The sequence below is a fragment of the Corallococcus caeni genome, assembly GCF_036245865.1.
Lineage (GTDB): Bacteria > Myxococcota > Myxococcia > Myxococcales > Myxococcaceae > Corallococcus > Corallococcus caeni.
Window position 1 is genome coordinate 348,341 of record NZ_BTTW01000006.1, and the last position, 22,864, is coordinate 371,204.

At 70.9% G+C, this 22,864-nt stretch carries 21 protein-coding genes; 6 read left to right on the forward strand and 15 right to left on the reverse strand.

The window, feature by feature from the left end:
* Positions 1-2: 2 nt before the first annotated feature.
* The 4 genes from AABA78_RS25740 to AABA78_RS25755 all read right to left on the reverse strand — a co-directional run bounded on the left by AABA78_RS25740 (position 3) and on the right by AABA78_RS25755 (position 3,825).
* Positions 3-695, reverse strand: a complete 693-nt coding sequence (locus AABA78_RS25740) for a histidine phosphatase family protein (RefSeq protein WP_338266709.1) — start codon at positions 693-695, stop codon at positions 3-5.
* Entirely contained in the window at positions 695-1,774 is a 1,080-nt protein-coding gene (locus tag AABA78_RS25745; protein WP_338266711.1) for a phosphotransferase family protein, read from the reverse strand. Before AABA78_RS25745 ends, AABA78_RS25740 begins: the two co-directional genes overlap by 1 nt.
* A gap of 2 nt (positions 1,775-1,776) precedes the next feature.
* Positions 1,777-3,015, reverse strand: coding sequence for an acyl-CoA dehydrogenase family protein (locus tag AABA78_RS25750; RefSeq protein ID WP_338266714.1), 1,239 nt, complete (start codon positions 3,013-3,015; stop codon positions 1,777-1,779).
* Positions 3,016-3,102: 87 nt separating this feature from the next.
* Positions 3,103-3,825, reverse strand: coding sequence for a TetR/AcrR family transcriptional regulator (locus tag AABA78_RS25755; RefSeq protein ID WP_338266715.1), 723 nt, complete (start codon positions 3,823-3,825; stop codon positions 3,103-3,105).
* Positions 3,826-3,958: 133 nt separating this feature from the next.
* Between AABA78_RS25755 and AABA78_RS25760 the strand changes: the two genes are divergently transcribed.
* Both AABA78_RS25760 and AABA78_RS25765 read left to right on the forward strand, forming a co-directional pair.
* Positions 3,959-4,609 (forward strand): hypothetical protein, encoded by a 651-nt coding sequence (locus tag AABA78_RS25760; protein ID WP_338266716.1) that lies wholly within the window; start codon positions 3,959-3,961, stop codon positions 4,607-4,609.
* Between the two features lie 58 nt (positions 4,610-4,667).
* Entirely contained in the window at positions 4,668-5,807 is a 1,140-nt protein-coding gene (locus AABA78_RS25765; RefSeq protein ID WP_338266717.1) for an aminotransferase class V-fold PLP-dependent enzyme, read from the forward strand.
* 34 nt (positions 5,808-5,841) lie between these two features.
* On the opposite strand, the gene cysK is transcribed toward AABA78_RS25765, so the two are convergent.
* Entirely contained in the window at positions 5,842-6,762 is a 921-nt protein-coding gene (gene cysK, locus AABA78_RS25770) for a cysteine synthase A (protein ID WP_338266718.1), read from the reverse strand.
* Positions 6,763-6,805: 43 nt separating this feature from the next.
* Entirely contained in the window at positions 6,806-7,651 is an 846-nt protein-coding gene (gene epsC / locus AABA78_RS25775; RefSeq protein ID WP_171420478.1) for a serine O-acetyltransferase EpsC, read from the reverse strand.
* Between the two features lie 224 nt (positions 7,652-7,875).
* Here epsC and AABA78_RS25780 point away from each other — a divergent pair, with 224 nt between their 5' ends.
* Entirely contained in the window at positions 7,876-8,712 is an 837-nt protein-coding gene (locus AABA78_RS25780) for an Fpg/Nei family DNA glycosylase (protein ID WP_338266720.1), read from the forward strand.
* Between the two features lie 214 nt (positions 8,713-8,926).
* On the opposite strand, the gene AABA78_RS25785 is transcribed toward AABA78_RS25780, so the two are convergent.
* Positions 8,927-10,162, reverse strand: a complete 1,236-nt coding sequence (locus AABA78_RS25785) for an alpha/beta hydrolase-fold protein (RefSeq protein ID WP_338266721.1) — start codon at positions 10,160-10,162, stop codon at positions 8,927-8,929.
* Between the two features lie 122 nt (positions 10,163-10,284).
* Between AABA78_RS25785 and AABA78_RS25790 the strand changes: the two genes are divergently transcribed.
* A complete protein-coding gene (locus tag AABA78_RS25790; protein WP_338266724.1) occupies positions 10,285-11,928 on the forward strand; it encodes an AMP-binding protein in 1,644 nt (547 codons plus the stop codon).
* Here AABA78_RS25790 and AABA78_RS25795 read toward each other — a convergent pair.
* Together AABA78_RS25795 and AABA78_RS25800 are read right to left on the reverse strand one after the other, a co-directional pair.
* Positions 11,915-12,376, reverse strand: a complete 462-nt coding sequence (locus AABA78_RS25795; protein WP_338266726.1) for a TfoX/Sxy family protein — start codon at positions 12,374-12,376, stop codon at positions 11,915-11,917. The genes AABA78_RS25790 and AABA78_RS25795 overlap by 14 nt on opposite strands.
* A gap of 32 nt (positions 12,377-12,408) precedes the next feature.
* The gene (locus tag AABA78_RS25800; protein WP_171421857.1) at positions 12,409-13,305 is read right to left on the reverse strand and encodes a LysR family transcriptional regulator; all 897 of its coding nucleotides are present in this window, start codon (positions 13,303-13,305) and stop codon (positions 12,409-12,411) included.
* A 70-nt stretch (positions 13,306-13,375) separates the two neighbouring features.
* Between AABA78_RS25800 and AABA78_RS25805 the strand changes: the two genes are divergently transcribed.
* On the forward strand, positions 13,376-14,749 hold the full coding sequence (locus AABA78_RS25805) for an MFS transporter (protein WP_338266729.1): 1,374 nt from the start codon (positions 13,376-13,378) through the stop codon (positions 14,747-14,749).
* A gap of 23 nt (positions 14,750-14,772) precedes the next feature.
* On the opposite strand, the gene AABA78_RS25810 is transcribed toward AABA78_RS25805, so the two are convergent.
* From AABA78_RS25810 to AABA78_RS25835, 6 genes are all read right to left on the reverse strand, one after another.
* Positions 14,773-17,004: a S9 family peptidase gene (locus AABA78_RS25810; RefSeq protein ID WP_338266730.1), complete on the reverse strand. Its 2,232-nt coding sequence runs from the start codon at positions 17,002-17,004 to the stop codon at positions 14,773-14,775.
* Between the two features lie 32 nt (positions 17,005-17,036).
* Positions 17,037-18,422, reverse strand: a complete 1,386-nt coding sequence (locus tag AABA78_RS25815) for an aminotransferase-like domain-containing protein (protein ID WP_338266731.1) — start codon at positions 18,420-18,422, stop codon at positions 17,037-17,039.
* A 72-nt stretch (positions 18,423-18,494) separates the two neighbouring features.
* Positions 18,495-19,064 (reverse strand): imm11 family protein, encoded by a 570-nt coding sequence (locus AABA78_RS25820; protein ID WP_338266732.1) that lies wholly within the window; start codon positions 19,062-19,064, stop codon positions 18,495-18,497.
* 6 nt (positions 19,065-19,070) lie between these two features.
* Positions 19,071-20,402: an AHH domain-containing protein gene (locus tag AABA78_RS25825; protein ID WP_338266734.1), complete on the reverse strand. Its 1,332-nt coding sequence runs from the start codon at positions 20,400-20,402 to the stop codon at positions 19,071-19,073.
* Positions 20,403-20,422: 20 nt separating this feature from the next.
* Positions 20,423-21,739 carry a putative sensor domain DACNV-containing protein gene (locus tag AABA78_RS25830; protein WP_171418264.1) on the reverse strand — a complete coding sequence of 439 codons (1,317 nt, stop codon included), beginning with the start codon at positions 21,737-21,739 and terminating at the stop codon, positions 20,423-20,425.
* Positions 21,740-21,843: 104 nt separating this feature from the next.
* On the reverse strand, positions 21,844-22,146 hold the full coding sequence (locus AABA78_RS25835; protein WP_171418266.1) for a hypothetical protein: 303 nt from the start codon (positions 22,144-22,146) through the stop codon (positions 21,844-21,846).
* Positions 22,147-22,342: 196 nt separating this feature from the next.
* On the opposite strand from AABA78_RS25835, the gene AABA78_RS25840 reads away from it, so the two are divergent.
* Entirely contained in the window at positions 22,343-22,816 is a 474-nt protein-coding gene (locus AABA78_RS25840; protein WP_171418268.1) for a YqaA family protein, read from the forward strand.
* The last annotated feature ends 48 nt before the right edge of the window (positions 22,817-22,864 follow it).

The window sequence follows — 22,864 nt, forward strand, 5'->3', positions numbered from 1 at the left end:
CCTCAGCGGTAGGTGATGAGCGCGCGGTGTTCGCCCTCAAAGTGTCCGTGCTCGTTGAGCGTGGACAGATACCGGCCCCGCTCGCTGTAGAGGACCTTCGTGATTCCACAGTTCGCCAGCGTCCAGTTCGTCCGGAACGCATGCTCGTCCGGGATGCCCAGCAGGTCCTGGCTGATGGCCGTGATGGGGCCGCCGGAAGTGAACACCAGCGCCGTCCGGGAGGGCCCAAGCGACGCCACGAGCGTCGCCAGCGCCTCCAGGCAGCGCGCCTTGAAGGCGGCCCAGGACTCCCGGTACTCGCTGTCGTGGCCGCCCGCGACCCAGCGCCCCACGGCCTGCGTGAAGAGGTCCTGGTAGGCGCGGCGCGGATCCTTCGCCTGCGCCAGCTCCTCGCGCAGCACGGCGAAGTCCGCGTAGCGCGGCGTGTGCCGGTGCACGACCTCCTCGTGGTCGAACTCGTTGAACCCTGGCGTCCGCACGGGCTCCACCTGCTGGCCCAGCGCCTGGAGGCACGCGTCCGCCGTCTCGCGGTGGCGCAGCATCGTGCCGGTCACCACCGCGTCCACCTTCGGCAGTCGCGAGCGCAGGGCTTCACCCAGGACGCGCGCCTGCTGCACGCCCACGTCCGACAGCTTGTCGTAGTCCTTCGCGCCGAAGGACGCCTGGCCGTGGCGGATGAGGTAGAGCGCGCCCATCAGCCGCCCGCCTTCTTGATGAGCTGGCGGCAGCGGTAGGCCAGGTAGTTGACGATGAGCCAGTAGTTCTTGAACGCCGGGTTGCGCGTCTGCTTGTGGTGGTAGCGGTAGTAGATCTGCTGCGCGATGACCGCGAGCCGGAACACGCCGTAGACCTCGTAGAAGGTCCAGTTGACGGGCTTCAGGCCGGTGCGCTCCAGGTAGTACGCCACCACCTCCTCGCGCGTGAGCATGCCGGGCAGGTCCGTGGGCTGCCGCCGCGTCATGCGCAGGAACGCGTCGTCATCCGCCTGGACCCAGTAGGCCAGCGTGTTGCCCAGGTCCATCAGCGGGTCGCCCAGCGTGGCCATCTCCCAGTCCAGCACCCCGATGACCTGCGTGGGGTCCTCCGGCTTGAGCACCACGTTGTCGAAGCGCCAGTCGTTGTGGATGACGCACGTCTTGATGTCCGGCGGGACGTGCGCGGCCAGCCAGTCCCGCGTGCGCTTCATCCGGGGCACGTTCCAGGTGCGCGCCTTCTCGTAGCGGTCGGACCAGCCCGAAATCTGACGCTGCGGATAGCCCGGCCCCTTGCCCAGCGACGTCAGGCCCACCGCCTGCGCGTCCACGCAGTGCAGCGCGATGAGCTGATCCACCACGTTGAGGCACAGCTGGCGCGTGCGGGCCTTGTCCAGATTGAGCCCCTTGGGCAGGTGCTTGCGCGGGATGAGGCCGGGGATGCGCTCCATCACGTAGAACTCAGCTCCCAGCACGGCCGGGTCCTGGCACAGCCCCACCATGGTGGGCACCACCGGGTACACGGGCTTGAGCGCCTGCTGCACCGTGTACTCGCGCGACATGTCGTGCGCGGACTTCGCCTTGGTGCCCGCGGGCGGCCTGCGCAGGATGAGGTCGCGGTTCTCGTACTTGAGCCGGTAGGTCCAGTTGGAGGCGCCGCCCGTGTACTGCGTCACCTCCGGGGTGCCCTGGAGCGAGGGCACCTGGGCCTTCAGCCACGCGTCCACCGCGGGCACGTCCAGCGCCTCGCCAGAGCGCACGGCCTTCCCCTCGTCCAGCGGGATGGAGACCGGGGTCGTCATGTTCAGCCTCCCTTGCTGAAGCCGCGCTTCGCGAGCTCGATGCGGGTGATGACGCCCTTGTGCACCTCGTCCGGGCCGTCCGCGATGCGCAGGCTGCGCGCCTGGGCGAAGAAGCCCGCGAGCGGCGTGTCGCGCGACACGCCCGCGCCGCCGTGCACCTGGATGGCGTCGTCCACCACCCGCTGGAGCACGTTGGGCGCCACGACCTTGATGGCCGAAATCTCCGTCATCGCGCCCAGCGCGCCCACGTCGTCCAGCTTCCACGCCGCGTACAGCGTGAGCAGGCGGGCCTGGTCGATGGCGATGCGTGCTTCCGCCACGCGCTCGCGGTTGCCGCCCAGGTTGATGAGCGGCTTGCCGAACGCGGTGCGGCCCATGCCGCGGTCGATCATCAGCTCCAGCGCCCGCTCCGCCGCGCCGATGCAGCGCATGCAGTGGTGGATGCGGCCCGGCCCCAGGCGGCCCTGCGCGATTTCGAAGCCCATGCCCGGGCCGGAGATGATCGCGGACACCGGCACCCGCACGTCGTGGAAGTGCACCTCGCCGTGGCCGTGCGGGGCGTCATGGTCGCCGTAGACGGGCAGCATGCGGATGATTTCGACGCCCGGCGCGTCCAGCGGCACCAGGACCATGGAGTGCTGGTGGTGGCGGTCCGCTCCCGCCTGGGACGTGCGGCCCATGAAGATGGCCACCTTGGCGTTGGGGTGGCCCAGGCCGCTGGACCACCACTTCTTGCCGTTGAGCACCACGTGGTCGCCGTCCACTTCGGCAGTGGCCTGCATGTTGGTGGCGTCCGACGACGCGGCGTCCGGCTCCGTCATGCAGAACACGGAGCGGATGTCGCCCGCGAGCAGCGGCTTCAACCACTGCTCCTGCTGCTCCGGGGAGCCGTAGCGCCAGAGCACCTCCATGTTGCCGGTGTCCGGGGCGCTGCAGTTGAAGACCTCCGGCGCCATGAAGTTGCGGCCCATCTGTTCCGCCAGCGGCGCGTACTCCAGCGTGCTCAGGCCCGCGCCCAGCTTCGCGTCCGGGAGGAAGAGGTTCCACAGCCCCTCGGCCTTCGCGCGCGCCTTGAGCTCCACCATCACGGGCGGCACCTTCCACTGGCGCCAGTCTCCGCCGGCTTCCATCGCGTGCAGGGCCTGGAGGTAGGCGGCCTCCACCGGCTCGATGTGCTGGGACATGAAGCGCTTCACGCGCTCCAGGTATTCGGTCGTCCTGGCGGAGGGCTGGAAATCCATGCGGGGCATCCTGCGCCCCGGTGGGTTGGTGAAGCCACTGAATGTTGAACGTGTGTTCTGGGGCTGGCGCTGCCCCGGCTGCTGCCTTCAGCGGCGGCGCGGGCCCGGGGCCTTGCGCGGCGGGCGCGGTGACGGCTTCGCGCGCCGGCCCTGGGCCTTGGGCTTGCGCGTGGGCGCGCGGGGAGGAGGCGGCTGCTCGATGCTCGCGAGGATGATCCGCCGCAGGAGCGCGTACACGGGCAGCGGGTCGAAGCCCTTGTCCAGCTGGTGGTGCAGCGCGAGCCCGTCCACGCACGCCTTGATGATGACCGCGTAGTGCAGGTCCTCCGCGGTGGGCGCCGCGCCGTGGCCCGTGCGCACGTGCGCCACGGTGCGGGCGATCTCCTCGTCGCCCTGGCCCAGCAGCTGCGAGACGGCGGGCGTCAGGTCCCGGTTGCGCAGGCCCAGCGCGAACAGCTCGTAGCGCAGCCGGCACGTCCCGGGCGCGTCCGTCGCCAGCTTCTCGCCCCAGGAGAAGGCCGTCTCCGCCAGCTCCTCCGCGGGTGTCTGCGCGCGCAGCCGCTCCAGCTCCGACATGTACTGACGGCTCGCCTCCTGCGTCACGGCCAGGAGCAACGCGTCCTTGCTGCCGAAGTAGTAGTGCACCAGCCCCTGGTTCACTCCCGCCTCGCGCGCCACCTCCTTCACCGTCGCGGCGTCGTAGCCGCGCTCTCCCAACACGCGCTGGCCGGCGGCGATGAGGCGCGCCCGGGCGTCAGGCTCCGGAGCGGTCGGAGGAGTCGGCGTCTTGCCACGGCGGGGAGAAGGCATCCCAGACCCATAGGGCACCGCCTCCCACCCCCGCAAGGCCGGCGTCCGCTCGTCGGCTTGACATCCCGCGTTGTCGGTCTTAGTTAGTCGTGTGACTAAGTTAGTCGTGCGGCTAAATCCAAGGAGACGGGCCATGCGAGTCGAGTCCAAGCGGTCGATGCAGTGGGTGCAGGCGGTGGCGGTGGGCGCGGCGTTGGTGTCGGTGCCGGCGATGGCGCAGGACATGGCGTCCTCGTCCACGGGGCAGGAGCAGCAGCGGCGCGGGGCATTCCTGCTGGAGCTGCAGCCGCCCGCGCTGGACGGCTCGCTGTACGGCATCCGGGCGGAGGTGGCGCCGTCGCGGGACTCGCGGCTGGCGTTCGGCCTGCTGGGACGCGCGGGCGGGTGGAACCGGTCGCTGGGCGCGAAGGCGCGCTTCACCGGTGTGAGCGGCAGCGACGTGAAGCTCAACTTCGGCGTGGGCGTGGACAGCCGCTACACGCTCGCCTTCCTGGCGAACGGCACGGTGCGCCCGTTCGTGGGGATGACGCTGGGCCTGGAGGAGTTCGTCGCGCGCCCCGACGGCGCGGCGGTGCCGGACCGCAAGGACTACACGACGACGGCCTTCCTGGAGCCGACGCTGGGCGTGATGTGGCGGCCGGGCTCCGGGCGCGTGGGCCTGTCCGCGCGGGCCGGCCCGGGCTTCACCTTCACGGACGTGCGCGAGCTCCAGGTGGGCTCCAGCAACCTGGGCCTGCGCACGGTGTACCCCACGGCGTCGCTGGGCCTGCTGGTCGTCCTGTAGTCGACGGGCTCCGCGGAGCGTGCGGCTCACGGCGGGCGGGTGGCTACACTCGCTGGACATGCCTGCCCCGTTCGAGTCCTACCGCGCCGAGTTCCCCGTCCTGAAGGAACAGCTCTACCTCAACCACGCAGGGGTCGCGCCCACCAGCCTGCGCGCCGCCGCCGCCGTGAAGGCGTGGATGGACGACGTGGTGAACCACGGCGTCCTGAATGAGCGGAGCTGGGAGGCCCACAGCGAGAAGGTGCGCGGGCTCGCCGCGCGCATCATCGGCGCTTCCCCGGAGGAGGTGGCCTTCGTGCGCAACACCAGCCACGGTCTGGGGCTGGTGGCGGAGGGCCTGGACTGGCGGCCCGGGGACGAGGTCGCCGTCGCCACGAGCCTCGAGTACCCTTCCAACGTCTACCCGTGGCAGCACCTGCAGTCCCGGGGCGTGGCGGTCCGGGAGATTCCCACGCCCAGCGGCGGCGTGACGCCGGAGGCGGTGGCGTCCGTGCTCACCCCTCGCACGCGGCTGGTGGCGGTGTCGTCGGTGCAGTTCGCCACCGGCCACCGCACGGACCTGGAGGCGCTGGGCGAAGTGTGTGAGCGCTCCGGCGTGCTCTTGTGCGTGGACGGCATCCAGAGCGTGGGCTGCATCCCGGTGGACGTGAAGCGGAGCCGCGCGCACTTCCTCAGCGCGGACAGCCACAAGTGGATGCTGGGCATCTCCGGCATCGGCTTTCTGTACGTGGCGAAGGACGTGCTGCCGCGCGTGCGCCCCGCGCTGGTGGGCTGGCGCAGCACCACCGACGCGTGGAACTTCAACCGCTCGCACTTCGAGCTGCGCGCGGACGCGGCGAAGTTCGAGGAGGGCAGCGCCGCGTACCCCGGCATCTACGCCCTGGGCGCCGCGCTGGAGCTGCTGCTGGAGGTGGGCCCGGACGCCATCGGCGCGCGGATTGGCGAGCTGCTGACCCGGCTGGACGCGGGCCTGCGCGACCTGGGGTACGACGTGGGCCCCGAGCCGAAGGACCGCGCGGGCATCCTCACCTTCCTGCCGCCCGGCGCGAACGTGCGCGCGCTCAGCGCGTACCTGTCGGAGCAGAAGGTGTCCCACTCCGTCCGGCGCGGGCGCATCCGCCTGTCGCCGCACTTCTACAACACGCACGAGGAGATGGACCGGCTGGTGGACCTGGTGCGCGCGTACCGGCCCGGGTGAGGCGTCCCACCCGGACCGTGGCGCACGCGGACGGCTACTGCGCCGGGAAGAGGTTCTCCACGGAGAGGTAGCGCTCGCCGGTGTCGTAGCAGAAGGCGAGCACGCGGCTGCCGTCCGGCATCTGCGCCAGCTGCTGGTTCACCGCGGACAGCGCGGCGCCGGAGGACACGCCCACGAAGATGCCCTCCTCGCGCGCGGCGCGGCGGGTGAACTCGTAGGCGTCCTTCTCATCCACCTGGATGGTGCCGTCGAGGATGTCCGTGTGCAGGTTCTTCGGGATGAAGCCCGCGCCCAGGCCCTGGATGGGGTGCGGGCCCGGCGCGCCGCCGCTGATGACGGGGGACTTCAGCGGCTCCACCGCGAGCACCTTCAGCTTGGGCCACTTCGCCTTGAGCACCTCGCCGCACGCGGTGATGTGGCCGCCGGTGCCCACGCCCGTGATGAGGTAGTCCAGCCCCTCCGGGAAGTCGTTGAGGATCTCCTGCGCGGTGGTGCGCTTGTGGACCTCGATGTTGGACTCGTTCTCGAACTGCTGCGGCATCCACGCGCCGGGCGTCTGCGAGACGAGCTCCTGGGCGCGCGCGATGGCGCCCTTCATGCCCTGGGCGCGCGGCGTGAGGTCGAAGGTGGCGCCGTAGGCGGCCAGCACGCGGCGGCGCTCGACGCTCATGGAGTCCGGCATGACCAGGATGATCTTGTAGCCCTTCACCGCGGCCACCATGGCCAGGCCGATGCCGGTGTTGCCGCTGGTGGGCTCGATGATGACGCTGCCCTCCTTGAGGAGGCCCTTCTTCTCCGCGTCTTCAATCATCGCCAGGCCGATGCGGTCCTTGATGCTGCCGCCCGGGTTGGCGCGCTCCAGCTTCAGGTGCACCGTGACGCGCGACGGATAGAGCCGGTTGATGCGCACGTGCGGCGTGTTGCCAATGGTCTGCAGGATGTTGTCGACCTTCATGGCGTCTCCTGTGAGTGGGGAACGGGCACTGCGTGAGGGAAGCTCAAATCTGGTAGTCGAGGACGTCCAGGCCCTCGTCGCCGTTGCGCGCTCGCACCTCGCTGCGGCGGGTGACGACGGACTGGGCGGGCACGCTCTGCGTGAGCCACGCGTTGCCGGCGATGATGCTGCCCTTGCCCACCACCGTCCCACCCCCGAGGATGGTGGCGTTCGCGTACACCACCACGTCGTCCTCGATGGTGGGGTGGCGCTTCCTGTCCGCCAGGGCCTTCTCCACCATCAGCGCGCCCAGCGTGACGCCCTGGTAGAGCTTCACGTTGTCGCCAATCACGGTCGTCTCGCCAACGACGAGGCCCGTGCCGTGGTCGATGACGAACTTGCGGCCGATGGTGGCGCCCGGGTGGATGTCCACGCCGGTGCGCTGGTGGGCGTACTCGGTGAGCAGGCGCGGCAGCAGGGGGAAGTTCAGCCGGTGCAGCGCGTTCGCCACGCGGTAGATGGCGATGGCGTAGAAGCCCGGGTAGGTGAGCACGACCTCGTCCACGCTGCGCGCGGCGGGGTCCGCCTCGAAGATGGCGCGAGCGTCCTGCTGGAGCCAGTCGTAGAGGTCCGGCAGCCTCGCCATGAAGCGCGAGGACATGCCCGCGTCCGTGACGGGGTAGTGCGGCGCGAGCAGCCCCTGGATGCGCTGGAGGCTCGCCTCCACGGCGGTGACGTCCCGGCGCACCGCGGCGGCGTTGCACTCCAGCCGCTCCGCGAAGTGGGGGAAGAGCAGCCCCAGCACCTGCGCGACGAACTCCGGCGCCGCCTTTCGCACGTCGGGGGGGAAGCAGTGGCGCTGCCGCGCCTCCAGCAGGGTGGCAACCAGTCGGGCGTTCGGATCGTCCATGGGGCGTTGCGTCAGGATAACGTGGCAGGACAGCGTTTTCTTTGTTTCCGCTGAAGGACTGGCTTCCGGAAACCGGATTGGCCTTCGTCTCGCGTTCTAGAGCGTAGCGAGCGGCGTCCGAGCGTGGATGCCGGCCGCGGGAAAACGTCGCGACCGTCCGGTCGGACAGGGGCCAGGGTGAGGTGCGCCACGGCGGCGGGGCAAGGGGGGGATTACCCAGGGGGATGCCTGAGGGTCACAGCATCCACCGGGTCGCCCGGGTCCACCGCCGCTGGCTGGTGGGGCGGCGTTTCGCGGCGGACTCGCCGCAGGGCCGGCCGGAGGTGGCACAGGGGTTGTCCGGGCGGGTGCTGCTGGGCGTGGACGCGCACGGCAAGCACCTGTTCCATACGTTCGAAGGGGGCGTGCGGCTGCACATCCACCTGGGCCTCTTCGGGCGCATCCGTCACTTCCGGGGGGATGCCCCCGTGCCGTCCACGGCGTGCCGGCTGCGGCTGGTTTCGGAAGGGGCGACGCTGCACCTGTCCGGACCGTCCGCGTGCGAGCTGCTGTCATTGGAGGAGGAGGCCGCGTTGCGCGCGAGGCTGGGGGAGGATCCGCTGCGCGCGGAGGCCTCGCCGGACCGGGCGTATGCGCGGCTGACGCGGGGACGCGTGCCGCTGGCGCAGGCGCTGCTGGACCAGGGGCGCATCGCGGGTGTGGGGAACATCGTGAGGGCGGAGGCGCTGTTCGTCGCGGGCCTGCCGCCGCTGATGCCCGCGTGCGAGCTGGAGCGGGAGGCGTTCGACAGGCTGTGGCGCGCGATGCGGGCGCTGTTGCAGGACGGAGTCCGTGACGGGCTCATCGTCACACCCGGTGCGCCACCGCTGCCGTCACCCGGACGCAAGCGGGCGGAGCGCTTCTGCGTGTACAGCCGCGCGGGCCTCCCGTGCCCGCGCTGCGGCGGGAAGGTGACGGGGCAGTCGTTGGCGGCGCGCACGCTCTACTTCTGCGCGGCGTGCCAGGGCGTGGACCGCATGCATGGGCCGCGCCGGAAGTGGGCCGTGGCCCGCGCCCCCTGAGCCCCGGATCTCCAGGCTGCATCCCGCCCGACGCGCACCAAACCTGTCCGACAGTCGGACAGGTTTCCACTGTCCGGATGCAGCGGGGGGCCCCGGCCCCGGTCGTCCCAACTGGTCCGACAGTCGGACAGGTTCGTGGAGTGCGCCGCTGGCGGGGCGGCCCGACCGGACTCTCACCTTCTCATCCAGGGGGACGGAATCCGGGTCCGAAGGCTCAGGGCGTGGGCTGCGCGGCGAGCCGGGCGCGGAGGGCATCCGCGTGCTTCTGGTAGTGCGGCAGGTCCGGATCCTGATGCTCGCGTGCCAGCGCGACGGCGCGCTCACGGTGCGTCAGGGCCTCCGGGAGGCGCCCCGCTGCTTCCAGGGCATCCGCCAGGCTGTCGTGCGCGTTGCCGGAGTCGGGATGGAACGTGATGTTCCGCTCGAAGGCGGCGATTGCCTGGGGAAAGCGTTTTGCCTCCAGGTGGCGATAGCCCACCGAATTGAACAGGCGCTCCTGCGGCACCACCGGGTAGCCCACGCGCTTGGACAGTCCGGTGTAGTGCGCCTCCAGGCGCGCCAGGTCTCCCGTCAGCTGGAGCTTCTCGGGGACCTTCCAGCCGTTGAAGAGGAACCGCAGCCCTTCGTACGTCCCGATGTGCGGGAGGCTCGCGTGGTCGTCCTGGCCGGGCAGTTCGTCGTAGCGCCACGTGAGGTTCGCGGGCTTGCGATTGCGCAGTTCCCGGGTGAGCGTGCGCAGGTTGGCGACGTTGGGTGCCTCCTCTGCGTCCTCGTCCAGGTACAGCGCGCGGCCCGGTGCGACGAGGCGCGCGAGGGCTTCCGGCGCGGTGCGCACGAGCTCCGCGGAGTTCCAGTGCAACGACGGGCTGAGGGCCACGTAGGCGTTGAAGCTCTCCGGTTTGTGCGTGAGGACGTGCATCGCGAAGAGGCCGCCGTGGGAGTGCCCCACGAGGATCCGGTAGGGCTGCGTGCGGTAGCGCGCCTCCACCTGGGGGGCGAGTTCCTCGGTGAGGAAGCGCAGGAAGGTGTCCGCATGGCCCGCCGTGGGTGAGACCTGGGACAGCAGCCGGCCGTCGTCGACGCGCTCCGTTTTGGAGAAGGGTGGGGTGAGGTCCCGGGTGCGGTCCGTCGTGTTGAGGACCCCGACGACGATCATCTCCGGGATGTGTCGCGTCCGCGCCAGGAACTCCACCATGCCGGCGACGTGGACGAAGTGCGTCTCCGCGTCCAGCACGTAGAGCACCGGATAGCGCTCGGTGGGAGAGGCCTCGTAGCCGTCAGGCAAGTGGATCATCAGCGGCCGGTCCTCCCCCAACACCTTGGACATGACCGAGGTGCGGGTTCCGATGACGATGGGCGTGTCCCCAGCCGCGACAGCCACGCTCGCGTGAAGGACGGACAGCAGGGCGAAGCCCAACAACCCACGTCGGAACGACTGCGACAGGCGCATGCGAATCCCCCGGGAAAGCCCTCGACCGTAGCGAGTGGGTCGGCGGGTACAAGCGGACAGCCGGAGGCCCTGCTCCCCGCTGACGCTTGCCCATCCGGGGGCACCCTGGGGACGATGAGGGCATGACGACCGCCCTGTCCTATGCCCATGGCACCAGCACGACCCCGCTGCTGGGGGAGACCATTGGCCAGAACCTGCGCCGCACCGTCGAACGCTTCGGCGACCGCGAGGCGCTGGTGGTGGCCTCGCAGAACTACCGCGTCACCTGGCGGCAGTTCTGGGACGCGACGACGGCGGTGGCCAGGGGCCTGCTGGCGCTGGGCATCCAGAAGGGCGACCGGGTGGGGCTCTGGTCCCCCAACCGCTTCGAGTGGACCGTGTCGCAGTACGCGCTCGCGCGCACGGGCGCCATCCTCGTCAACCTCAACCCCGCCTACCGCACGTCGGAGCTGGAGTACGCGCTCAACCAGGCGGGCGTGAGCGTGTTGCTGCTGGCGAAGGGCTTCCGGCAGACGGACTACACGCGGATGCTGGCGGAGGTGCGGCCCCGGTGCGCGGGGCTGCGCGAGGCGCTGGTGCTGGACTCGGACTGGGACCGGCTGGTGAAGGGCGGGGCGAGCATCGGTGACGACGTGCTCGAGGCGCGCGAGCGGTCGCTCCAGTTCGACGACCCCATCAACATCCAGTACACGTCCGGCACCACGGGCTTCCCGAAGGGCGCGACGCTGTCGCACCACAACGTGCTCAACAACGGCTTCTTCGTGGGTGAGGTGCTGCGCTACGGGCCGGAGGACCGCGTGTGCATCCCGGTGCCCTTCTACCACTGCTTCGGCATGGTGATGGGCAACCTGGCCTGCACGTCTCACGGCTCGGCCATGGTGATTCCGGGCGAGGCGTTCGACCCGCTGGCGGTGCTCCAGACGGTGCAGGCCGAGCGCTGTACGTCCCTCTACGGCGTGCCCACCATGTTCATCGCGGAGCTGGACCACCCGCGCTTCGGCGAGTTCGACCTGCGCACGCTGCGCACCGGCATCATGGCGGGCTCGCCGTGCCCGGTGGAGGTGATGAAGCAGGTGCAGTCGCGCATGCACATGGAGGAGGTCACCATCTGCTACGGCATGACGGAGACGTCCCCCGTGTCCACGCAGAACCCCCTGGACGACACGCTGGAGAAGCGCGTGGCGACAGTGGGCCGCGTGCACCCGCACCTGGAGGTGAAGGTGGTGGACCCCGACTCGGGCGCGGTGGTGCCGCTGGGGCAGTCCGGGGAGCTGTGCACGCGTGGGTACAGCGTGATGCTCGGGTACTGGAACAACGCGGAGGCCACGGCGGCGGCCATCGACCGGGCCGGGTGGATGCACACCGGCGACCTGGCGACCATGGACGCGGAGGGCTACGTCAAGATCGTCGGCCGCATCAAGGACATGATCATCCGGGGCGGGGAGAACGTGTACCCGCGTGAGGTGGAGGAGTTCCTCCACACGCACCCGGAGGTCTCCGAGGCGCAGGTCATCGGCGTGCCCAGCGTGAGGTACGGCGAGGAGGTGATGGCGTGGGTGCGCCTGAAGTCCGGCGCCACGCTCACCCCGGAGGCGCTGACGGCCTTCTGCACGGGCCGTATCTCCACGTTCAAGATTCCCCGCCACTGGAAGTTCGTGGACAGCTTCCCGATGACGGTCACCGGCAAGGTGCAGAAGTTCCGCATGCGCGAGGCCTCCATCGCCGAGCTGGGGCTCGGCGACGTGGCCACCATCAAGACCGCCTGACGCGCGCCGGCTTCTTCTTCGCGGCGGCCTTCTTCGCCGCGGGTGCCTTCTTCGCCGCTGGAGCCTTCTTCACGGCGGGGGCCTTCTTCGCCGCCGGTGCCTTCTTCGCGGCCTTCTTCATCGCGGCGCGGTTGGACGCGTCCACGGCGCGGCGGGCCCAGGGCAGCAGCCGGCGGCCGTCGTCCTCCGCGTCGGCGGGGGGCGTCCAGTAGCTCATCGGCTGCTCCTTGCCGCGGCTCCGGTAGATGAAGGGCCGGCAGCCCTCGGCCTCGAAGTCGGCGCGGGTGACGTCGTCCGTCTTCAGGTAGAGCTGGCCCTGGATGATGAGGCCGAACATCCGGCCTCCGAAGTACAGGCCCCAGCCGCCGAACATCGAGCGGGCCTGCACCGCGCCGAGCGGCTCCAGCAACTCCAACGTGTACTCCACGAAGCTGTCCATGCGGGGCATGGGTTCCTCCTAATCCAGCGGCGGCTCGACTGTCAGCGGGCCACGTGCTGTTTCACGGAGTCCGTGATGGCGTCCTTGAGCACGCGCGCCGCGGCGGTGAGCGAGCCCTGCCCCCGATGCACGAGCGCCACCTGCCTGCGCGGACTGCCCCGGGCGAGCGCCACCACGTCGAAGCCGTGGGCGGGGGCGTCCTTCGCCATGAGCCGGGGCACGAGCGCCAGCCCCAGGCCGCGCTCCACCATGCGGCCCAGCGCCTCGGCGGTGTCCGTCTCCAGGGCCACCTTCGGCGTCACGCCGCGCGCCTCGCACGCCGCTTCCACCGCGCGCGTGCCCACCATGTTGGGGATGCGGACCCACGTCTCCTCGGTCAGCTCCTGGAGCGCCACGGGCCGTCCCAGCCGCGTCAGCCGGTGGCCCCGGGGAACCGCGAGCACCAGGGGCTCGTCCCACAGCAACTGCGTGACCAGGTCCACCCGGCGCACGGGCAGCGTGAGGATGGCCAGGTCGAGCGTGCCTCGGGCCACGCCTTCCTCCAGCACGGGGGCGTGGTCCTGGACCAGGCGGGGCCGCACCTCCGGGTGGGCGGGGACGAAGGCGGCCATCAGGTCCGGGGCGAGGAAGGCGCCCACGGTGGGCAGCACGCCCAGCACCACGGGGCCGCGAGGCGTGCCGGCCAGGCGCTCCAGCTCCGCGCGACCCGACGCCATGGCCTCCAGCGCGCGGGTGGCGTGCGGCAGGAAGCGCTCCCCCGCGTCGGTGAGGACGGCGCCGGAGGGCGTGCGCACCAGGAGGCGGGCGCCTACCTCTGCCTCCAGGGCCTGGAGCTGCCGGGACAGGCCGGACTGGGAGAGCCCCAGTCCGCGCGCGGCGGTGGAGACGCGCCCCTCGCGGGCGACCTGCAGGAAGGCTCGGAGCTGTTCGGAGGTCATGCGGGATGCGCAAGGAGCCTATGCCGAAGATGCGATTTCCGCATGTCCCGCAGGGGCGTAAGGAGGGGGAATGGATGGAAGCGGTGTGACGGCGGAAGCGGACAGCCGGATGCGGCCGGGCGGGGCGCGGCGGGTGGCCACGGGGGCGGTGCTGCTGGCCCTGGTGGTGAGCGCCTTCGAGGGCACGGTGGTGACGAGCGCCATGCCCACCATCACCCGGGAGCTGGGCGGGGACGCGCTCTACTCGTGGGTGTTCTCCGCGTTCCTCTTCGCGTCGACGGTGGGCGTGCTGGTGAGCGGGAAGCTGGCGGACCGGCTGGGGCGCAAGCCGGTTTTCTTCGCGGGGATGGGGCTGTTCCTGCTGGGGTCCGCGCTGTGCGGCCTGGCCACGTCGGTGCCGGCGCTGGTGGGCTTCCGGGTGATGCAGGGGCTGGGCGCGGGGGCGTTGCAGCCCACGACGCTGACCATCAGCGCGGACCTCTACACGCTGCGCGAGCGGGCGGCCATCCAGGGCCTCTTCACCGGCGCGTGGGGCGCGGCGAACGCGCTGGGGCCGCTGATTGGCGGCTGGCTGGTGATGCACGCGTCGTGGCGGTGGGTGTTCCTGGTGAACCTGCCGGTGGGCGTGCTGTCCGCGCTGCTGTTGCACCTGTCCTACCGGGACCCGCCCCGGCACGAGGGGACGACGCTGGAGCCCTGGGGGCCGGTGCTGGCGGGGAGCACGGTGGCGCTGCTGCTCTTCGCGCTGGAGCCGGGCGCGGCGCAGGCGCGAGAGCTGTGCGCGCTGGGGGCGTTGGTGGGGACGGCGCTGTTCGTGTGGCAGCAGGGGAGGACGTCCGCGCCGCTGTTGCCGGCGGTGCTGGTGCGGGACCGGACGGTGGTGAGCGGCATCGCGGGCGGGCTGTTCGCGGGCGCGCTGCTGTACACGATGTCGGCGTGGGTGCCGCTGTGGATGACGGAGCAGGGCGGGCATTCGCCCATCGGCGCGGGGCTGGCGCTGGTGCCGATGCTGCTGGGCTGGTCGGTGGGGTCCACGTTCGGGGTGAAGGTGCTGGTGCGGGGCGGGATGCGCGCGAGCGTGGGGCTGGGGTTCACGCTGGCGGCGACGGGCGCTGGGCTGTTGTCGGTGGCGGCGCTGCGGGGCTGGGGGATTCCGGCCACGTTCGCGGCGCTGGCGTTGGTGGGCATGGGCGTGGGACCGGCGGCGAGCAGCTCGCTCCTGGGGCCACAGTCGCGGGCGCCGTGGCGGTACCGGGGCATCGTGACGAGCACGCTCTATTCGATGCGGCTGTTGGGCGGCTCCCTGGCGGTGGCGGCGCTGTCGCTGGCGCGAGGGCACTTCGCCACCCAGTTCGCCATCGCCGCGGGGCTCACGGCGGTGGCCGCGCTAGGCATGGCGCTGGCGGCGCCGGGCCTGGAGGGCAACGTCCCGCGGGAGGGGTGATCAAACCCGTCCCAGCAGCTGCTTCACCGGGGCTCGCCCAGCTCTCGCAGGAAGAACCGGCGCACGTCGTCCTGGTAGTACCTGCCTTCGGGGCCGTGTCCCTCGCCGGGCATCAGCAACAGGTCGAATGGCTTGTTCGCCCGCACCAGCGCCTGGGCCATCCGCATCGTCGTGGACAGCGAGGCGTTCACGTCGCTCGTGCCGTGCATCAGCTTGAGCGCCCCCTGGAGCTTGTCCGCCAGGGCCTCGTTGGAGCCCGCCGCGTAGCCCTCGGGGTTCTCCGACAGCAGGCCCATGTTGGGCTCGTTGATGACGGCTTCTTCCGTCAGGGCCCCCGGCGCTCCCGCGTAGCCCGCCTTGAAGAACTCCGGCGCCGTCAGCATGCCCCGCAGCGCGAAGTAGCCTCCCCAGGAGTGGCCGTGGATGCCCACCCGCTCCAGGTCCATGTAGGGCCGGCTGGCGGCCACCTGCTTCAGCGCCGCGACGTGGTCCGGAATCTCCGTCTGGCCCACGCGGCCGTAGTTCACGTCCTGGAACGCCTTGCTCCGCCCCGGCGTCCCCCGTGCATCCAGCACCATCGTGATGAACCCGAGCTGTGCCAGCGAATGCGCGATGACGGACTCGTACGGGCCCACGTAGCTCCAGGGCACCACCGTGGTGAACGGCCCCGCGTAGATGACGTCGATGACCGGGTAGCGCTTCTTCGGGTCGAAGTTCCAGGGCTTGTACAGCACGCCGTACAGGGGCGTGACGCCGTCCGCGGCCTTGACCGTGATTCCCTCCGGCGGCGTGTAGTGCAGCTCCGCCAGGGCGCTCGTGTCCGCCTTCGCGAAGCGGAAGGACGCGCGACCGTCCGTGGACGCCACGTCCCAGACCCGGGGCTGCTCGCGCGTGGAGTGCCCATCCACGAAGGACCGCGTGGACGGTGACAGCACGGGCCGGTGCATGCCGGGCTCTGGCGACAGCCGCTTCAGCGCCCCGCCCGCGGTCAGCGCCCGATACACCAGCCGGTCATAGGGCGCCCCGGGTTCCGCGGAGGCGAGCACGAAGAAGACGTCCGACCTCGGCGCGATGCCCACCACCGCGTGGACCGGAAACGCGCCCCGGGTCAGCTGGCGCACGAGCCTGCCGGAATAGTCATACAGGTAGACGTGGCGCCAGCCATCGCGCTCGGACATCCAGAGGAAGTGCTGGTTGTCCGGCAGCGGCTTCACCTGCTGGGCCCAGCCGCCCGCCACGAAGTCCAGCGCCCCCACGAACGTGTCCTTGCGCTCCTCGCGCAGCACGCGGCGGCGCTTGCCCGTCGCCGGGTCCACCGCCACCAGGTCCAACCGCTTGCCATCCCGGGAGAGCTGGAGCACCAGCCCTTCACGGCCGTCCGGACGCCAACCCGCGAACCAGTCGTAGCTCTCCACGGCGTCACCCGGCGCGGGGGCCACCTGCCCCGTCTCCACCGTGACGAAGTGCAGCTCCGAGCGCATCAGCGGCGTGCCCGTCTTGGAGTAGGGGACCCACGTCACCTTCTCCACCGGGGTGGAGTAGTCCACCAGCGGCAGCCGGTGCATGCCCCGCATGTCGTCGCGCCAGACCGCCACGAACCGGCCCTGGGGGGACCACGCCGCTTCCGGCACCCGCCACGGCGAGTCCTCCGTGCCGGTGCGCTCCACGCGGGCGGCGCCCTTCGCGTCCACCACCGCGAACCCCGTGTCCCGCTGCACCGCGACCGCCCCACCGTCCGGCGACAGGACGTTGCCGGGCACGAGCGACAGCGCGACCGGATGCGTGGGCTCCACCGCCACGAGGCGCTTGCCCGTGAGGCCCAGCGAGAACGCCCGGCCCTGGATGGCGAAGACGAGGGCCTTCGCGTCGGGGGTGAGCGTGAAGGGCATGACTGGCGGCAACGTCACCGGCTTGCCGAGCAGCTGCGTGAGCTGGGAGCGCAGCGACTCCGCGTCCAGCAGGGGCTGCTGGGTGCGCCGCTGCGCATCCACCAGGACCCAGGTGTCCCGGTAGGGCTCGACCCTGGACCCGTACACGAACCGCTCGCCCTCGGGCAGCCACCGGGGCGGCGTCAGCGTGTCCCGGATGCGGTCCGGCCAGCGGAGCGAGGCTTGCGAGAAGTCGAGCCGCGCCTGGAGCGTGTCGCTGGCCTCCGCTCCCGCCGCCGGCATCCAGGGGACGGCGAGCCCCGCGAGGAGCAACGCGATGCGCGCACGCGACAGGAGTCCATCACGGTGGGGCAGGGGAGGCGTCATGGGCAGGCTCCAGGAAGCAGTGGATGGAAACGTCACGCCAGGCGGCGGGGGGCAGGGACGGAGAGGAGCTCCGCCAGCGTCTTCAGTCCCCGCTCCAGCTCCTCGCGGGAGCCGGCCGCGCCCAGTGACACGCGGAGCGCATTGGGCGCATGGCCCGGCCGGGCCGAGAACAGGTGCGCCGGGCCGAGCAGCACGTCGCGCGCGGCGGCTTCTTCGACCAGCCCCGTGGCGCGGCGATGCTCGGGAATGGGCATCCACAGGAAGTACGCGCTGGCGTGCGCGACGTAGGGATGGCCCTTCAGCACCTTCGCGGCCAGGGACTGGCGGGCCGTGGCTTCGGCCCGCCGCGCGTCGCGGAGGGACTCGGCGGTGCCGTCCGTCACCCATTGCGTGGCCAGCTCATGCAAGAGGGGCGACCCCGACCAGACCGTCGCCGCGGCGGCCTGCTCCAGCGCCAGCCGTGCATGGACCGGCGCCCGGATGTAGCCGACGCGCAGCGCGGGCAGCACGGCCTTGGACAGGCTCGCCAGGTGATACGTCCGCTCGGGAGCCAGGGCGGCCAGGGGCGCGGGCGCCTTCGCCACGAGCGGCGCCAGCGCGCCGTTTTCAATGACGGTGACGTCGAACTCGCGGCAGACCTCGACCAGCGCCTGCCGCCGCTTCAGCGGCATGACGGCCGTGGTCGGGTTGTGGTTCGTGGGCGTGCAGTAGAGCACCCGCGCCTTGGTCCTCCGGCAGGCCTCCGCGAGCGCCTCGGGCACCAGCCCCTCCGCGTCGAGCGCCACCGGGTGCGTGGGCAGCCGGAGAAGCTCCGCCGCGGCGAGGACCCCCGGATAGGTGACGTCCTCCACCAGCAAGCCACCCGGGTTCGCGAGCAGGGACAAGACCATCAAGGTCGCGTGCTGGGCCCCGCCGCAAACGAGGACCTCTTCGCTCGTGGCGGGGACCCCCGCGAGGTCCAACCAGCGAACCCCCGCCGCCCGCTGGGCGCCAGTGCCCGCATGTGCCTGATAGCCACTGAGCGCGCCCAGGTCCGCGCGCTCGCCCAGCCGCCGGAGCGCGGCGGCCAGCGCCAGATGTCCCACGTCCCCGGGGACGATGGGCACCGCCGTGGGCCCCAGGTCGATGCGGGTCCGGTCGAGCTGGGGCGAGTAGCGGTCTCCCTCCCGCAGGTCCCGCACGAACGTCCCGTTGCCCACCTGGCTCCAGATGAGTCCTCGCCGCTCCGCCTCCGCGTAGGCCCGGGTCACGGTCCCCAGCGAAGTCCCCAGCGTGCTCGCGAGCTCCCGATGCGTGGGCAGCCGGTCCCCCGCGCGCAGCTTCCCCGCGCTGATGTCCGCGGCCAGTGCATCCACGAGCGCCCCGTAGAGGGGGCCCTCGGAGCGTTTCAGGCGGGGCTTCCAATTGGAGCGGGACATAGCTCAGATTGTACCATGACAATCTGGAGCTTGTGCCAGGGCTCCCGTTCGCCGGCTTCCCGCCTGACGGCACTACACTTCCGTGAAGTGCATGCCGGTGGCGCCGGTGCGCTCCAGGGCCGTCTTCAGGTCCTCGGAGACGATGAGGGACAATTTCCAGCCCCAGGGACGGAAGATCTTCGCGTTCCCCACCTTCGATTTGTCGATGCGCATGATGTCGACAGAACGGTACTCACCCATTCGCTCAGGCTTGCCGTGCCTGGTCTCCCAGAATCGAACTCCCTCCGAAGCCTGCTCATCAATGCATCGGATGACGCGAGTGGTGACCAGGATGACGTATTGATCCGGGTGCTTGGAAATGGTGACCGGGATGAGTTGCACCTCGTCCGCCGCGTGCTCGAGCAGGGCGTTGGCGAGCTTGACGTGGATGACAGGGGTCATCCCGAAAGCAATCCACGAGAAATCCAGCGGCCTGCCTGGCTCGGCAATTGGAACGGTCAGTGGCCCTTGAAGCTGGACGGGAGTCCCACGGGTAAACATCCATGGGTCTTCCTCTTCCTGCCGGAGGTCATTCCAGGGAGGGTCGAGAACCCAGATGCCTTCCTGAACGTCCATGCCAAGGTCAAAGTAGCGGGCAGCCATGGATTACTAATGTCCTCGGTTCGCGGTCAGCAGCTTGTTGATGGGAGTCCCAGCAGTTGAAGCTTCTTTAGCCAGTTCCCGCAGCGCATCCGTGAGTGCTTCACGGCATTGCGTGACGGTGCGGCAGTCTCTTGTGAAGAGCGTCAGCCGCCGGAAAACCAAGTCATGATATTCCCTGGGATGAGGGCCTCGGTGCCCTTGGACCTCGACGATGTTCTCCGGGTCCTTCAGCTCCATCCCTGCCTTCTTGAAGATGCGCCGGAAGAGTGGGGTCCAAGGACCACCGTTGTTAGCCGACTTCTCATTCCGGATGGTGGCCAGATGGTGACGCTGGGGCTTCCCGGGCCGGGATGACATTGCGACCGCGTTGGGCGCGAGCGCGATGGTGAAGCCCTCGGCCGTCATGGCCACGGAGCGCACGCCTGCAAGCGCCACGTACTGGAGGCCTGCCTGTGTCTCCACCGCGACCGCGGCCTGCGCGGAGCCCGGCAGGGTCGGGGCCTTCATCGCGAGCCCCACCGTGTTGCCTATGGCCGCCGTGGCCAGCATCACGAAGACTCGCGCGGCGTTCTTGCCCAGCACCGCTCCGTAGGCCTCGCCCGCGTCACGCACCTGGAGGAACGTGGTGGCCTGGTCCACGTGGCGCACCAGCGTCACCCAGCCATCGAGGAGGGTCCACACGGTGTCCACGCCCAGGTAGGCAATGGCCGTGGCGGTGATGAGCGCGGCGAGCCCCTTGGACAAGGGCTCCGGCATGGCCCAGAGCAGCAGGTACATCGTCACGGTGGAGGTCATCGTGGCCATGACGGCCTGGGGACTCGCCATGCCCTCCAGGGCTTCGGCCGTCTCGCGCCAGACGGAGTCCATCGCGATGGCCATCGCCAGCGCATAGCGGCCATCACTGCCCAGCAGCGGGCCCTCGTCCAACAAGCGCAGGCAGTCCCCGGCCTGCTTGCGCTTCTGGCCGCACCACTGCTTGTAGCCGCGCGTCAGGTCGTCGGACGCGTCCAGAAGCCGCAGCTCCCGGGCCTCGTCCTCACCCAGCGGGACAATCCGCCGGGTGCGCTCCTGGAAGCCGAAGAGGCCGCTGCGCTCCGGCAGGCCGAACAGCTCCCGCGCTTGCCGCAGGGGATGGGCGAAGGGCCGCACGTCCCGCGCGAGCGTCCTCACGGCCACCTTGAACTCGTCCTCCTCCAGCCGGGCCTCGGAAGAGGACGCGTCCTCCCGGGGCGTGACGGCGACCCGCTCGCCGTCGTCCAGCTCCAGCCGCACGACCCGCGTCGTCGCGCAGCCCGACACGAGCAGTCCCAGCAGCAGTGCCCAGCCCAGCCGCTTCATGCCTGCCTCCCGAGCGCGCTTCAGTCCTCCGTCAGCAGGAGGCTCCAGAGCAGCACCTTCTTCTTGCCGGCGGGCCGGTGCAGGCAGCGGAGCGGGCCGTCCTGGGAGGCCACGAACACGATGGCGCCGGAGTGCTGGTTGGCGAAGACGGCCGCGGCGCGGTGGCGCGAGCCGTGCTGGCTGATGGGGTAGTGCGGCCCGGGCCTTCCCTGGAGCGTGCGCGCCTCGAAGACCTGCGGCGGACCGCTGCGCGGGATGGCGATCTGATACCCCGCGCAGAGCACCTCCAGCTCCGGCCCCAGCACCAACGCGTTGTCCACCGCGGTGAACTGCCCGATGCTCTCCACCAGCGCCTGGAAGTCGCTCTCCGTCGCCTTGTCGTCGTGCTCGGCGGCGGCCTTCTTCAGCTCCGGATCCTCTTCCTCGTCCGCCGCCTTGCCGGCCTCCGCCTGCCACGCGCCGTTGATGAGGTCCGCCCGCGCCTGCACGAAGCGCTGCAGCCGCTGACGCAGCAGCGAGCCCTGCTCCGGCGGCAACACGTACTTGCCGCGCGTGCGGAAGCGCTCCACGTCGTGCTGCTTGGGGAGCAGCGCGATGAGCCCTCCATGGTGCAGCCCGGCCATCTTCCGGATGAGCCCCTGCACCGCGTTGGACACGTACCACTCGCGGTTGCCGCCCATCAGCGGCTGCACCTTCGGCAGGGACTCCACCAGCGTGGCGCAGCTCTCCATCAGCGCCGAGCGCACCGCGCTGTCCTCGTGGAAGAGCAGGTCGTGCAGCGCCACGCGGCGCCCCGGCGGCACCGGCGCGCCCTGCTCGTAGCGGAACACCTCGCGCCCCTGCGTGCTCACCACCAGGTGGCCCGGCTCCGGCGCGTGGAGGATGAAGACGTCCTCCTCGCCCTCGGCGTGGAACTCCGTGTACTCCACCCGCCGCGCCAGCCCCTGGATGCGCAGCTTGCCCTCGCGCGGCCCCACCACCACCGCCGTGCGCGGCAGGTGCGCCGCGGGCGCCAGCTTCACCAGCGCCTCCACGCTGAAGTCGGTGATGCTCGACTTGGGCTCCAGGGGCAGCGTCTCCCACGCCTGCCGTTTGCCCTTCTGTCCGCCGACGTAGACCGTCTCGCGCACCGCCTGCAGGCCCTGCAACCCCTGCGCGTGGTAGGCGATGCGCACGCGCGTGGCCTCGCCTTCCTCCCGGCCCAGGCTCGCGAAGAACACCGTGTCCGCCAGGACGACCAGCAGCTTCAGCGTCGGCTCGGCCAGCGGTGTCTTCGCGAACTGGCGCAGCCAGCTGCGCAGGGCTTCTCCGGGATATTGCAGGCCGGGTTCATCCATCGGGCGGGCAGCATAATCACGGCCCAGGGCTTCCCGGAGGAAGTCACGCGCGCGCCGCGATGCGGCGTCCGGTTCCCACCGTGACCCCGGCCTGTAGCACCCGCCTACTCTTCGATGGGCGGCTGGAGCGTGCCGAACCGCTCCAGGCCCCGGTCCAGCGCGGAGCGCACCGCGTGAAGCAGGGCGCCATCCGACAGCCGGCGCACCAGGACGATGCCGGAGGCCACGTAGGACGGCGCACTGCCCAGCCGCGCCTCCAGCGCGTCCAGGGTCATCACGGTGAGGACGAAGCTGCGCCCGTCGCGCAGCCGCACCACCAGGTCCCGGGAGCCCTCGAAGTGCAGCGCCGGAGGCTCCGCGATGAGCAGGGAGGCGATCCGCTCATCCTCGGTGTCGATGGACCGCATGCCTGGGCGTTCGCGCGTCGAGCGTCGCATGGCGGGGACGATGGCGACCCCCACCCGCGCCTACAACCCGTGCCGCCGGGAGGGGCGCGCCGTCCGACAGCCCCTGTCCCCGGGGGACGGGGTTGGCGAGCGAGGAAGGGAGCGACACGCCGGACAAGACGAACGCCCCGGACCGGGTGTATGGCCCAGGCCGCCCATGCCCGCCGAGCCGTCCACCCTGTCCACCTGGGGCCTCCCCGGGATGTTCTTCGTCGCCATGCTGGCGGGCTCCGTGGTGCCGGTGCCCTCCGAGGCGATGCTCGCCGCCCTCATCTACAACGGCACACCGCCGGTGATGGCCACCGTGGTGGCCACCGTGGGCAACGTGCTGGGGGCGGTGACGCTCTACATCCTGGGCCAGTGGGTGTCGCGCGGCGGTGGCGGGGCCCTGGGCCGCTGGGTGGCGCGCCGCCGGGAGAAGGAGGGCCCCCGCATGGCCCGGGTCGAGGCGAACCTGCGCACCTGGGGCGCTCCCGCCCTGCTCATGGCGTGGCTGCCCATCCTGGGGGACGCGTTCGTGCTCGCGGGCGGCTTCGTGGGCGTGCGCCCCTTGCCCTTCGTCGTCTTCGTCACCCTGGGCAAAGGCCTGCGCTACGCCTTCGTCGCGCTGTCCACCGCGGCCGCGATGTAACAATGCGTAACATTGCGCGTCCCCGCCGGGGGGGATGCGCCGCTCACG